Below are 12,887 nucleotides of genomic sequence, written 5' to 3'. Positions count from 1 at the left end.
GTCTCGATGATGTCGCCGATCGTCTGGGTCTTCTCCGACAGGCTGACGATGTTGCCGGCCACCGCCTCGGCCTGCTCGCGGATCGCGTCCATGGCCTTGGCGGTGTCGGAGACGGCGCGCAGGCCCTGGCGGGAGGTCTGGGCGGTGGCCTGGGCGGTGGCGATGACCTCGGTGGCGCGCTTGCCGATCTGGGCGCCGGAATGGGTGATCTCGTCCACCGTGGCGGCGGTCTCCTGGACGGCGGCGAATTGCTCCTCGACGGAGGCCGCCTGCTGCTGGGCGGAGGCGCGGATCTCGGCGGCGGCGGCGTTGAGGTCGGCGGTGGCCGCCCGGTTGGTCCGGGCGAGGTCGGAGAGGCCGTCCACCATGGCGTTGAGCGTGCGGCCCAGACGGGCGATCTCGTCGCGCCCGCCGGTGCGCAGCCGGCCGGAGAGGTCCCCCGCGCCGACCCGCTCGACGAAACCCATCACCGCCCCGAGGGGCCGGACGATCAGGCGGTTGATCGCGATCCCGATCCCGGCGCAGATCAGCAGCGTGAGCAGGGTGCCGCCCCACAAGGCCAGGCTCTCGTTGCGCTCGGCCCGGGCGACCCGCTGATTCAGCGCCGCGCGATTGGCCTCGGCCAGGCCCTCGATGGCGCCGAGCCGGTCGCGCAGGGTGTCGAACAGCTGCTTGCCCGTGCCCTCGGCCTCGATCCGCACCGCCTCGGGCCGGGTTGCCGGATCGGCGGCCCCCTGGACGGCCGCCTGGCCGATATCGGTCTGCCAGGAGCGCGCCGCCGTCACGGCATCGGCCAGGAGGCGCGACGACGCGGCATCGGTGCCGATCAGGCCCCTGAGGCGGTCGATCGCCGCGTCCAGGGCCGGCCGGCCCTGCCGGTAGGGTTCGAGGCTGCCGTCCCGGCCGGTGAGCAGATAGCCGCGCAGGCCCGTCTCCTGGTTGAGCATGGCGTTGCGGAACGCGTCGAGGCCGCGGATCGTCTGGTTCGCGCGGTCGAGCGCATCGTTCGCGTCCCGCAGCTGGCCGCGGGTGAGCAGGACCGCCCCGCTGCTCAGCACCGACACCAGCGCGATGACGCCGATGGCGCTGCCGAGGGTGCGGTTGAGACCCAGCGTGTTCGGCATGTTCGGCTTTTCCTGACCAGACTGGCGGACGGCCTCGATCGGCCGCGTCAGCCGATGGCGGCGTAAGCCCATAGCGCCCAAACCCTGCCGGTGCGAGCCGTGGGCGACCGAAGGCACGGGTGCCGTGAATCCGCCATCCCCTGCCCTCCAGCGAGGACGGGTTGCCGGGGCCGATCCCGCACGAGCCTGTGGACCTTCCGACTCATACGCGGTAGAAAGGGGGTGAGGTTGATGACCGGTTCGTAATAACGTTTCAGGACCCGGGGGCGGTACCCGGCGCCTCCACCAGAAACATCCTGCCCCGGACATCGAACGGGGTCAGAGATCAGGGTGCTTCTGCTGGGGGCGAAGTTAGGTTCGACTGGACGGTAAAGGGATCGCGAGTTCTACCCTGTTTCGGCAGGATAAGATGCGACTTTCGGTAAGGACTCGACCGGTTCGGCGCAGGCAACCCCTGTTCCGGGCACCTGACCAAAACTCTAAATGCCAACGATAACGTTGTCATGGATGCCCGCCTCGCGGCGTAAGCATCTTGCGGCAGGGCAGCCGTAGAAACAGAACCCGGGGCTTCGGCCCCGGGGCCCACCTTTCCCGACATCGCCAAAACGAGAACACGCTCCGCGGCGACGCCCGGGGCGCTCGACGCATGTGTGCCGCCTGGGTGGTGCTACGGCGGTGTCGTGTCGTAATCCATTGCCCGCACGAAGCGACTCGACGGCTTCGACGATCGGATTGTGGCTCTCGGGCAACCCTTCGCCGGCGCGACCGCGCGGCGCTGCTCGATCTGGATCAGGGAGTGATCTTCAGGGGGTAATGCGCCTCTGAGAGGCGCCGTCGGCCCGCAGCGGGCCGGCTAAGTCATTGAGAATGGTGGAGACGACAGGGATCGAACCTGTGACCTTTCCCATGTCAAGGGAATGCACTACCGCTGTGCTACGTCTCCGTTCCGAACTGCTCAGATTCATCGAACCTGAAACCGCCGAAATAGTTCAGCCGGGTCAGCGACTTATTGGGAGGACCGCTACCCTGTCAAGGTAGTGCTCTCCCGCTGAGCGACGCGCCCGGGCCGGTGCTGTGCGAGCACCGGTGGGCCGGGCCTATAGCCGGTGCTCGGCGGGGGCGCAAGCGGAAGGTTGGCGGTGGCGGTCGGTGGCCCGGACGCCGCGATGGTGCACGCGGGGAAGAAAATGCGCTATGGGCCTGCCGGCCGGCATTCGGCCGGGCCGCCGAGGCGGTTCCGGCATTCCGCCGCCTCAAGCTTCGGGACATGCGCTACTTCATCGATCACGATCACGGCGACTCGATCCGCGGCTGGATCGTACCGGACAATCCCCTCGCCATCAGCCGGGTGATGGTCTCCGTCGGCGGCCAGCGCGTGGCCGAGATCCCGGCCAGCGTCACCGACGAGGCGTTCAAGCGCAACGGCTGGCACGCCACCGGGCAATGCACCTTCGTGGTGACCCCGGCCGAGGTGCCGGGCCTGCCCGATATCGCGCGGCTCGAACTCTACGATGCCGACACCAACGTCCTGGTCTATCGCCGCATGCCCCCGGACGGGCTGGTGCGGCTGCGGACCATGCTGATCAACACCGGCATCGAGCCCGAGACCGCCCTGCAGGCGGCCCTCTTCCCGCATTTCCAGCACTGCTATTTCGGCATCCACAAGCTGCCGGACGAGATCCTGACCTGCGTCCTTGCCGGGCCGGCCGCCCCCTCGGCCTTCCTGTCGGGGGCCGTGACGATCCCGCGCTATGAGAATTTCATGACGCCGGACCTGATGATCACCGCGATCCTGGTGCAGGACCCCTATACCGAGATGGCGACCCGCATGCTCTGGCTGAAGGCCCGGGCCGGCGACGCCCTGGACCCCACCCGGGGCTGGCGCCTCGGGCCGCTCGCCGAGGCCGCCTCCTTCTCCGGCGACTACGATTTCACCGACGTGAAGAGCCTCAAGCGCTACTTCCGCATGCTGCCGGAGCCGGCCTACCGGCTGCTCTACAACCCGCTGACCCGCCAGCTCGGCACCCGCATGCCGGAGGACCGCCTGCATCCGGGCAATTCGATCGCCGCGATCGAGATCCTCGCCCGGGTCGGCATCGTCGGCCACAAGACCCGGTACCACGCCTTCGCGTCGACCCTGTTCGACCAGCTCGGCATCCACGCCCCGGTGCCGGTGCCGCCGCCGGTCCCGGCCGAGACCCAGGCGCTGGCCGAGCGCCTGCGCACGGTCAAGGCGGTAGAGGAGATGCTGGTGTTCGACGTCGCCATGTCGGATGCCGTGAAGGACTCCATCGACAAGAGCTGGAGCTGATGGTGCGGCCGACCGAGACGGGGGCGCCCGAGACGCGCCTGCCGCCGGCGCACCTGACCGGGACCGGTCGCAAGCGGCGTCCGCTTGCGGTTCGCGTGGCGGCGGACGGTATGCGGATCGACCTCGCGGGGCTCGCGGGACGCTGGCTCGAGATCACCCTGTCCAACGATCCGATGGAGGGGCTGGACGCGGTCCCGGTCATGGCGTTCGTCGGGCCCGAAGGACGTCCGGGGCCGCTGCTGCCCCAGGAGGCCGCGGGTGGGGGCGCCTTCACGTGGATCGGCCGCCTTCCCGAGGACGTCGCCGCGCTGCGCGTGGCCGATCCCGCCGGACGGGTCCCGACCCGGCTGCGCCGGGTCACGGTGCGCCGCCTGGCCCGGCCGTTCCTCGTGCCGCGTGCCCTGCCCCGCGAGCCGGCGCTCGCCCTCCAGGCGCTGTACTGGCGGATCCTCGGCAAGAAGGTGCGGGCGCGGGGCATGCTCGGCCGGGCGCTGGCTCACCGCCGGGTCACCGGATACGAGGCCTGGATCCGCGCCCACGGCTACCGCCGGGCCGAGCGCGCCGGGATCGCCGCCGAGATCGCCGCCTGGGCCGACCCGCCCCTGATCTCGGTCCTGATGCCGGTGCACGATCCGGATCCGAAGGTGCTCCAGGCCGCCCTCGCCTCCCTGCGGGCGCAGCTCTACCCGCACTGGGAGCTGTGCGTCGTCGACGACGCCTCGACCCGGCCCGCGATCCCGAAGATCCTCCAGCGCGCCGCCGAGGCCGACCCGCGCATCCGCGTGCTCGCCCGCTCCGAGAACGGCCACATCGCCCGGGCGACCAACGACGCGCTGGGCCTCGCCCGCGGCACCGTCTGCGCCTTCATGGACCACGACGACGCGCTCACCGAGGACGCCCTCTACGAGGTCGCCCGGGCGCTCCGCCTCGATCCCGATCTGGTGCTGATCTACAGCGACGAGGACAAGATCGATCGGCGCGGCCGCCGGTTCGACCCGCATTTCAAGCCGGGTTTCGACCGCGAGCTGCTCTACGCGCAGAACTACATCAACCACCTCACCGTGGTGCGCACCGACGCCCTGCGCGCCGTCGGCGGCCTGCGCCCGGGCTTCGAGGGCAGCCAGGACCACGACCTGCTGCTGCGCCTCACCGACGGGCTCGACCCGGCCCGCATCCGCCACATCCCGCGGGTGCTCTATCACTGGCGCGCCGCGCAGGGCTCCGGAACCTTCTCGGACCGGTCTCTGGCCAAGGCCGAGGCGGCGCGCCTGCGCGCCCTCGACGAGGTCGTGGCCCCCTGGGGCGGCCGGGCCGAGCGCGGGCCCTCGGGCTTCAACCGCCTGGTCCGGCCGCTGCCGGAGCCGCCGCCCCGGGTCTCGGCGATCATCCCGACCCGGGACCGCGCCGAGATCCTGTCTGTCACCCTCGACGGGCTGCTGAACAGCACCGACTACCCCGATATCGAGGTGGTGATCGTCGACAACGACAGCCGGGAGCCCGAGACCGCTTCCCTGTTCGCCCGGTATCGCGACGACCCGCGGGTGCGCGTCGTGCCGGTGCCCGGGGCTTTCAACTTCTCGGACCTGTCGAATCGGGGTGCCGCCGCCGCCACCGGCCCAGTGCTGCTGTTCCTCAACAACGACGTCGAGGTGCTGGAGCCCGGCTGGCTCGGGGAGCTGGTCCGGCAGGCGGTGCGGCCGGAGATCGGCGCCGTCGGGGCGAAGCTGCTCTACCCGGACCGGACGATCCAGCACGGCGGCATCGTGCTGGGGATCGGGGGCGTCGCCGGCCACAGTCATCTCGGCGTGCCGGACGCGGATCCCGGCTATTTCTGCCGCATGGTCATCGCCCACGAGGTCTCGGCGGTCACGGGGGCCTGCCTGGCCATGCGCGCCGACGTGTTCGACGCGGTCGGCGGCTTCGACGCCCGGGCCCTGAAGGTCGCGTTCAACGACGTGGACCTGTGCCTGAAGATCCGCCGGGCCGGCTACCGCATCGTCTGGACGCCGTTCGCCAAACTGATCCACCACGAGTCGAAGAGCCGGGGCGCCGAGGACACGCCGGAGAAGCGCAAGCGCTTCGAGGGCGAGGTGCTCACCATGCTCGATCGCTGGGGCCCGGAACTGCGGGCCGACCCCTACTACAACATCAACCTGTCACGGAACTCGGCGCATTACCGGGTCTAGGACGACGCAGCCCGCGGCCCCGGTTTTGCCCGCCGCGCCATGCCGTTGCGCATGTGTTGGCAGCAGGGGTGGCCTGGCGGTGCCATGCATGCGTCAGTGGGGGAACTTGCGTCGGATGCCGGTTGCGATACCTCTGCACATGCCGCATGAGGCGGCACCGGCCACGGTTCCCCTGCGGATGTGCCGCCCGGATGGCAATCAACGATGAGTTCGAGCACCCCAATGGCCTCGTCAACGATCCTGGAGCGCGACGCCCAGCAAGCGACGGGTGACCACAAGGTCCACCCGAACGAGATCGCCATTGGGGTGGTCATCGGCCGCGCGTCCGAATACTTCGACTTCTTCGTGTTCGGCATCGCCTGCGTGCTGGTCTTCCCGAAGGTGTTCTTTCCCTTCGTCGATCCGCTGACCGGAACACTGTACGCCTTCTCGATCTTCGCCCTCGCCTTCATCGCCCGTCCGATCGGCTCGGTGATCTTCATGGCGATCGACCGGCGGCACGGGCGCAGCGTCAAGCTGACCATCGCCCTGTTCCTGCTCGGCGCCGCCACCGCGGCGGTGAGCTTCCTGCCGCGCTACGACAGCATCGGCATCTCGGCCGTCTACATCCTGGCGGTGCTGCGGGTCCTGCAGGGTCTGGCGCTCGGCGGCGCCTGGGACGGCCTGGCCTCCCTGCTCGCCATGAACGCCCCCCGGGAGCGCCGCGGCTGGTACGCGATGATCCCGCAGCTCGGCGCGCCCCTGGGCTTCATGGTGGCGAGCGCGCTGTTCGCCTTCTTCCTGGTCAATCTCGACGAGGCCGATTTCATCGACTGGGGCTGGCGCTTCCCGTTCTACTGCGCCTTCACCATCAACGTCGTCGCGCTGTTCGCCCGGCTGCGCCTGGTCGCCACCGACGAGTTCGCCCGGATGATGGACCTCGACCGGCTGCGGCCGGTCCCGGCGCTGGAGCTGTTCCGGCACCATGCCGGCGACGTGATCCGCGGCGCCTTCGTGCCGCTGGCCGGCTTCGCCCTGTTCCACCTCGTGACGATCTTCCCGATCGCGTGGCTCGCGCTCAACAACACCCACCGCTCGCCGGGCGAGTTCCTGATCGTGCAGTTCTCCGGGGCCATCGTCTGCGCCGGCGCCATCGCGGCCTCCGGGCTGATCGCCGACCAGATCGGCCGCCGCAACTGCCTGATCATGAGCGCCTCGCTGATCGGCTTCTTCGCCGTCGGCAGCATCATCGCGCCGCTCCTGTTCGGCGAGAGCGCGATCGGCCAGACGATCTACGTCACGATCGGCTTCATGCTGCTCGGCCTCGCCTACGGCCAGACCGCCGGCGCGGTGACGGCCCGGCTCGGCAATCACTACCGCTACACCGGCGCCGCGCTGACCTCCGACTTCGCCTGGCTGGTCGGCGCCGGCTTCGCGCCCCTGGTGGCCCTGTTCCTGTCGCAGCGCTACGGCCTGGCGATGGTCGGGGTCTACCTCCTGTCCGGCGCGGTCTGCACCCTCGCGGCCTTGTTCTTGGACCGCTCGGAAATGCGCCAGATGTAGTCGGCAGCCGCGCGGCTTCGGCTGCGCGGCCACCTTCCAGAATCTGCCAGGAGCGCCGCCTCGCGCGGCACGGCAGGGACGCCGCGGATGCGGCTTGGGATAAAGAGACGAGTGCTGTGACCTCTTCGACCCCTCTTCCGGACAGGATCGCGCCCGCCCAGAGCCGGGGCGGCCTTGCGCGGCGCCCCTTCTTGCAGCGCCTTCTGCCGCTCCTCGCCCTGCCGCCGGTCCTGGCGATGCTGGGCGGCTGCAACCTCGTGGTCATGAGCCCGGCCGGCTACGTCGCCGAGCAGCAGCGCAACCTCGTGCTCGCCGCCACCGGGCTGATGCTCCTGATCATCATCCCGGTGATCTTCTTCACCCTGTTCTTCGCCTGGCGCTACCGCGCCACCAACAAGGACGCGGTCTACGATCCCGAGTGGCACCACTCGACCCAGCTCGAGGTGCTGATCTGGACGGCGCCGCTGATGATCATCATCGCGCTGGGCGCGCTCACCTGGATCGGGACCCACACCCTGGATCCGTTCCGGCCGCTCAGCAAGATCGACGCGAAGCGCGAGGTCCCGGCCGGCGTCGTGCCGCTGCAGGTCGAGGCGGTGGCCATGGATTGGAAGTGGCTGTTCCTCTACCCGCAATACGGGATCGCCACGGTGAACGAGCTCGCCGCCCCGGTGGACCGGCCGATCCAGTTCAAGATCACCGCCACCGACGTGATGAACACGTTCTACATCCCGACGCTCGCCGGCATGGTCTACGCGATGCCGGGCATGCAGACCCAGCTCCACGCGGTGATCAACCGCGAGGGCGCCTACGAGGGCCGCTCGGCGCATTACAGCGGCGCCGGCTTCTCGAACATGTTCTTCAAGTTCAACGGCGTCACCAACGAGGCCTTCGACAAGTGGGTGGCCAAGACCAAGGCTGAGGGCGGCGAGCTGACCCAGGACGCCTATCTTGAACTGGAGAAGCCGAGCGAGTCCGAGCCGGCCCGCTTCTACAAGTCCTACGCCAAGGGCCTGTTCGACCGGATCATCGGCATGTGCCCGCGGCCGGAGCAGATGTGCGTCGGCGAGATGGTGAAGATCGACGCGCGGGGCGGTGCCTCGGGGGCGGAGGCCCAGGCGAACTACGATCGGCTCCAGTACGACAACCGCATGGCCGATCGCGGCAACGAGGCCCCCGGCGCGACCGGGCCGGCTTCCGGGACCGGCCCGCACGGGCAGACGCAGCCGCAGGGCATGAAGCCCCGGCCCGACATGGGCAACCCGGACTCGCGGAATCAGGGCGAATCCGCGCTGCCCGGGCAGGAGAAGGCGCCCGAGGTCAAGGCGCCCGACAGCCAGGGCCAGAAAGAGGGCGGGCAGATCGCGCCCAAGCAGCTCAACCAGTAAGAACGCTCGCGTGAGCGCGAGCCCCACACCGTAAACCGGCGGTCGCCGTCGAACCCATTGAACGGGCCGATCCCAATGTTCGCAAACCTGGACCTACAACAGTTGATCCTCGGTCGATTTACGATCGAGCAGATCCCGTATCACGAGCCGATTCTGCAGGCGACCTTCGCCGGCGTGGCGGTGGTCGGCCTCGCCGTCCTCGGCGTGATCACGTATTTCCGCTTCTGGGGGCCGCTGTGGCGTGACTGGGTCACGTCCATCGACCACAAGAAGATCGGTATCATGTACTGTATCTTCGCGCTGATCATGCTGCTGCGCGGCTTCGCCGACGCGCTGCTGATGCGCTCGCAGCAAGCGGTGGCGTTCGGTTCGGAGCAGGGCTTCCTGCCGCCGCACCACTACGACCAGATCTTCACCGCCCACGGCATGATCATGATCTTCTTCGTGGCGATGCCATTCGTCACGGGGCTCATGAACTTCGCGGTGCCGCTGCAGATCGGCGCCCGCGACGTGGCCTTCCCGTTCCTGAACAACTTCAGCTTCTGGATGACGGTGGCCGGCGGCATCCTGGTGATGGTTTCGCTGTTCGTGGGTGAGTTCTCGCGCGCCACCTGGCTCGCCTACCCGCCGCTCTCCGGGGCGGCCATGAGCCCCGGCGTCGGCGTCGACTACTACATCTGGGCGCTGCAGATCGCCGGTATCGGGACCTTGCTGTCGGGCATCAACCTGATCGCGACCATCGTGAAGATGCGCGCGCCGGGCATGACCATGATGAAGCTCCCGATCTTCGTCTGGTCGTCGCTCTGCACCAACATCCTGATCGTGGCCGCCTTCCCGATTCTCACGGCCGTTCTCGTGCTGCTGTCGCTCGACCGCTACGTCGGCACGCACTTCTTCACGAACGACCTCGGCGGCAACGCCATGCTGTACTTCAACCTGATCTGGATCTGGGGTCACCCGGAGGTCTACATCCTGATCCTGCCGGCCTTCGGTGTGTTCTCCGAGATCACCTCGACCTTCTGCGGTAAGCGGTTGTTCGGCTACACCTCGATGGTCTACGCGCTGGTGGTCATCACCATCCTCGCCTACCTGGTGTGGCTGCACCACTTCTTCACCATGGGCTCGGGCGCCGACGTGAACTCGTTCTTCGGGATCACGACGATGATCATCTCGATCCCGACGGGTGCGAAGATCTTCAACTGGATGTTCACCATGTATCGCGGCCGGATCCGGTTCGAGGTGCCGATGATGTGGGTGGTGGCGTTCATCGTCACCTTCGTGATCGGCGGCATGACCGGCGTCCTGTTGGCGGTGCCCCCGGCCGACTTCGTGCTCCACAACTCGCTGTTCCTGATCGCGCACTTCCACAACGTGATCATCGGCGGCGTGCTGTTCGGCATGTTCGCCGGCGTGACCTTCTGGTTCCCCAAGGCCTTCGGGTTCAAGCTCGACGAGTTCTGGGGGAAGATGGCCCTCGTGTTCTGGGTGAGCGGGTTCTACGTCGCCTTCATGCCGCTCTACGTGCTCGGCCTGATGGGCGTGACCCGGCGCATGCAGCACTTCGATGACCCGTCGCTGCAGATCTGGTTCGTCATCGCGGCCTGCGGCGCGGGGCTCATCGCCTTGGGTATCGCCTCGCAGATCGTGATGTTCGTGGTCTCGATCCGCAACCGCGAGAAGCTGCGCGACCTGACCGGCGATCCGTGGGGCGGCCGGACGCTCGAATGGTCCACCTCCTCGCCGCCGCCGGACTACAACTTCGCCTTCACCCCGGTGGTCCACGATTCGGATGCGTGGTGGGACATGAAGAACCGCGGCTTCGCCCGGCCGATGACCGGCTACAAGCCGATCCACATGCCCAAGAACACCGCCTCCGGCGCCATCCTGGCCGGCCTGAACTTCACCTTCGGCTTGGCCATGGTCTGGTACGTCTGGTGGCTGGCGGCGCTCAGCTTCGTGGCGATCATCGTCGTCGCGATCCTCCACACCTTCAACTACAATCGCGACTACTACATTCCCGCCGACACGGTCAGTCGGACGGAAGGTCAGCGGTCGCGCGAACTGGAAATGGCGTGATTCGATGATGCACGGGGAGACTGCACCCCCCGGCGCCGCGGCGCCGGTCTTCTACCAGACCGACGAGGAGGGCCATCATTCCGAGGGCTCGACGATGCTCGGGTTCTGGCTCTACCTGATGAGCGATTGCCTCATCTTCGCGACCCTGTTCGCGACCTACGGGGTGCTCGGCCGCAGCTACGCGGCCGGGCCCACCCCCAAGGACCTGTTCGACCTGCCGGGCATCGCGGTGAACACCGCCATGCTGCTGTTCTCGTCCATCACCTACGGCTTCGCGATGCTGGAGATGGACCGGGACCGGATCAAGCAGACGCAGATCTGGCTGGCGATCACCGGCCTGTTCGGCGTGGCCTTCGTGTCCCTGGAGATCCGGGAATTCGTCCACCTGTTCCATGAGGGCGCCCCGCCCTGGCGCAGCGCCTTCCTGTCGTCGTTCTACACCCTGGTGGCGACGCACGGCCTGCACGTCTCGGTGGGCATCCTCTGGCTGGTCGTGCTGCTGGTGCAGCTGCGCAAGCACGGCCTGATCGTCGAGAACAAGCGCCGGCTGATGTGCCTGTCGATGTTCTGGCACTTCCTCGATCTGATCTGGATCGGGGTGTTCACCGTCGTCTACCTGATGGGAGTGCTCGAATGAGCGCCGACGCGCACCACCTGACCGGCCACGGTCCGGAGACCCACGACAGCCACGCCCACAGCGAGGGCGGGCACGGCAGCTTCGGCAGCTACATCACCGGCTTCGTCCTGTCAGTGATCCTGACGGTGATCCCGTTCTGGCTGGTGATGGGCAACGTGCTCGACAACAGCCTCGTCACCAGCCTGGTGATCCTGGCGCTGGGCGGCGTGCAGATGATCGTGCACATCATCTACTTCCTGCACATGAACACGAAATCGGAAGGCGGCTGGACCTTCCTGGCGCTGATCTTCACCATCATGGTGGTGGTGATCATGCTCGCGGGCTCCGTGTGGGTGATGTACCACCTCAACCACAACATGATGCCGATGGATGCCCACGACGTCATGAACAACGCCCGCTGAGCGCGCGTCCGGAGATGAGGCCCACGGGGTCGGGAGGGGGGGCTGAGCCGGGCTCGGCCCCCTCCCCGGCCCCGCTCTCGTTGCTGCGGCGCGTCGTGTTCGGCGTCGCCGCGGGCCTCGTGTTCGTCGTCCTGCTGGGTCTCGGGACCTGGCAGGTCCAGCGCCGGACCTGGAAGCTCGACCTGATCGCCCGGGTCGATGCCCGGGTCCACGCCCCGGCCGTGCCCGCCCCCGGCCCCGCCGAATGGCCGCGCATCGGCCCCGACGACGCCTACCGGCATGTTTGGCTGTCCGGCACCTTCCTCCACGACCGCGAGACCCTGGTCCAGGCCGTGACCGAGCGCGGCGGCGGCTTCTGGGTGCTGACGCCGCTGCGCCGGCCCGACGGCAGCCTCGTCCTGGTCAATCGCGGCTTCGTGCCGGGGGCGAACCGGGACCCCGCCACCCGGCAGGCCGGGCTGGTGGCGGGCGAGACCCGGGTGACCGGCCTCCTGCGGCTCACCGAGCCCGGCGGCGCCTTCCTGCGGGCCAACGACCCCAAGGACGGGCGCTGGTACTCCCGCGACGTGGCCGCCATCGCGGCCGCCCGGGGCCTGACCGACGTCGCCCCCTATTTCGTCGATGCCGATGCGACGCCCAATCCCGGCGGCCTGCCGGTGGGCGGCCTCACGGTGATCGCCTTCCCGAACAGCCACTTGGTCTACGCGCTGACCTGGTACGGGATGGCGCTGATGCTCGCGGGCGCGGTCTTCTACATCCTGCGCGGTGGGCTGGCGAAGGACTGGGTTTCCAAAGGGCGCGAGCCCTTTGGCGGGTGATCGGGGCGGAGCCCTGATGCGTGCGGGCACTTAGCCGCCGCAGGGCTCTGCCCTGCACCCGCGAAAGGTCCCGGACCCAGCCCTTTTAAGGTGTTTGTTGTGTGCCCAAGTCGTTGGGATGAGAGGATCATCAGACGGATTGGGGTGTGTCTGGTCGGCCGTTCTGGAGCGCTTCGAGCAACAGGCGCCGGCGGGTGTGATGGCGCGGACGCTTCTGGAGCAGGCGTTTCCGGCGGCGTGGCTCGATGCGGTGTTCGCAGCCCATCGCCAGCGCCAATACGAGCGCGCGTTGCTGTTCTCGACGATCGTCGAGCTGATGATGCTGGTGGCGGTCGGCTTGCGGCCCTCGTTGCACGCGGCGGCCCGGCAGGCGGAGCCTCTGCCGGTGTCGCTGCCGGCGCTGT

At 68.5% G+C, this 12,887-nt stretch carries 9 protein-coding genes, 1 tRNA gene, 1 other RNA gene and 1 pseudogene; 10 read left to right on the top strand and 2 right to left on the bottom strand.

Annotation, left to right across the window (positions count from 1 at the left end; translation table 11 throughout):
* On the bottom strand, positions 1–1,124 hold a 1,124-nt coding region (locus tag BM228_RS31860; protein WP_092047142.1), incomplete at its 3' end, for a methyl-accepting chemotaxis protein.
* A gap of 236 nt (positions 1,125–1,360) precedes the next feature.
* Here BM228_RS31860 and ssrA point away from each other — a divergent pair.
* Positions 1,361–1,504: a transfer-messenger RNA gene (gene ssrA, locus BM228_RS36200) on the top strand.
* Between the two features lie 488 nt (positions 1,505–1,992).
* Here ssrA and BM228_RS31850 read toward each other — a convergent pair.
* Positions 1,993–2,067 (bottom strand) — tRNA-Val (locus BM228_RS31850).
* Between the two features lie 324 nt (positions 2,068–2,391).
* Between BM228_RS31850 and BM228_RS31845 the strand changes: the two genes are divergently transcribed.
* From BM228_RS31845 to BM228_RS31805, 9 genes and pseudogenes are all read left to right on the top strand, one after another.
* Positions 2,392–3,435, top strand: a complete 1,044-nt coding sequence (locus tag BM228_RS31845; protein WP_092047140.1) for a hypothetical protein — start codon at positions 2,392–2,394, stop codon at positions 3,433–3,435.
* On the top strand, positions 3,435–5,621 hold the full coding sequence (locus BM228_RS31840; RefSeq protein ID WP_092047138.1) for a glycosyltransferase family 2 protein: 2,187 nt from the start codon (positions 3,435–3,437) through the stop codon (positions 5,619–5,621). The genes BM228_RS31845 and BM228_RS31840 overlap by 1 nt, the downstream gene beginning before the upstream one ends.
* A 222-nt stretch (positions 5,622–5,843) precedes the next feature.
* Positions 5,844–7,163, top strand: coding sequence for an MFS transporter (locus BM228_RS31835; protein ID WP_425285030.1), 1,320 nt, complete (start codon positions 5,844–5,846; stop codon positions 7,161–7,163).
* A gap of 236 nt (positions 7,164–7,399) precedes the next feature.
* Entirely contained in the window at positions 7,400–8,551 is a 1,152-nt protein-coding gene (gene cyoA / locus BM228_RS31830; RefSeq protein WP_244537420.1) for a ubiquinol oxidase subunit II, read from the top strand.
* Between the two features lie 75 nt (positions 8,552–8,626).
* Complete coding sequence (gene cyoB / locus BM228_RS31825; RefSeq protein WP_092047132.1) at positions 8,627–10,627, top strand: cytochrome o ubiquinol oxidase subunit I; 2,001 nt, start codon at positions 8,627–8,629, stop codon at positions 10,625–10,627.
* A gap of 4 nt (positions 10,628–10,631) precedes the next feature.
* Complete coding sequence (gene cyoC, locus BM228_RS31820; RefSeq protein WP_092047131.1) at positions 10,632–11,264, top strand: cytochrome o ubiquinol oxidase subunit III; 633 nt, start codon at positions 10,632–10,634, stop codon at positions 11,262–11,264.
* The gene (gene cyoD, locus BM228_RS31815) at positions 11,261–11,665 is read left to right on the top strand and encodes a cytochrome o ubiquinol oxidase subunit IV (RefSeq protein ID WP_092047129.1); all 405 of its coding nucleotides are present in this window, start codon (positions 11,261–11,263) and stop codon (positions 11,663–11,665) included. Before cyoC ends, cyoD begins: the two co-directional genes overlap by 4 nt.
* 80 nt (positions 11,666–11,745) lie before the next feature.
* Positions 11,746–12,483, top strand: coding sequence for an SURF1 family protein (locus BM228_RS31810; RefSeq protein ID WP_244537419.1), 738 nt, complete (start codon positions 11,746–11,748; stop codon positions 12,481–12,483).
* A gap of 199 nt (positions 12,484–12,682) precedes the next feature.
* A pseudogene (locus tag BM228_RS31805) lies at positions 12,683–12,887 on the top strand (hypothetical protein); the annotation flags it as partial.

Source organism: Methylobacterium pseudosasicola, from assembly GCF_900114535.1.
Taxonomy (GTDB): domain Bacteria; phylum Pseudomonadota; class Alphaproteobacteria; order Rhizobiales; family Beijerinckiaceae; genus Methylobacterium; species Methylobacterium pseudosasicola.
Note: the sequence above shows the minus strand (reverse complement) of the source record. Positions and strands in the feature narration are given on the sequence as shown.

What these genes read in the sequence shown, in the direction of transcription:
- BM228_RS31845 (WP_092047140.1), top strand. Translation starts at nt 2,392, where the DNA reads ATGCGCTACTTCATCGATCACGATCACGGCGACTCGATCCGCGGCTGG.
- BM228_RS31840 (WP_092047138.1), top strand. Translation starts at nt 3,435, where the DNA reads ATGGTGCGGCCGACCGAGACGGGGGCGCCCGAGACGCGCCTGCCGCCG.
- BM228_RS31835 (WP_425285030.1), top strand. Translation starts at nt 5,844, where the DNA reads ATGGCCTCGTCAACGATCCTGGAGCGCGACGCCCAGCAAGCGACGGGT.
- cyoA (WP_244537420.1), top strand. Translation starts at nt 7,400, where the DNA reads ATGCTGGGCGGCTGCAACCTCGTGGTCATGAGCCCGGCCGGCTACGTC.
- cyoB (WP_092047132.1), top strand. Translation starts at nt 8,627, where the DNA reads ATGTTCGCAAACCTGGACCTACAACAGTTGATCCTCGGTCGATTTACG.
- cyoC (WP_092047131.1), top strand. Translation starts at nt 10,632, where the DNA reads ATGATGCACGGGGAGACTGCACCCCCCGGCGCCGCGGCGCCGGTCTTC.
- cyoD (WP_092047129.1), top strand. Translation starts at nt 11,261, where the DNA reads ATGAGCGCCGACGCGCACCACCTGACCGGCCACGGTCCGGAGACCCAC.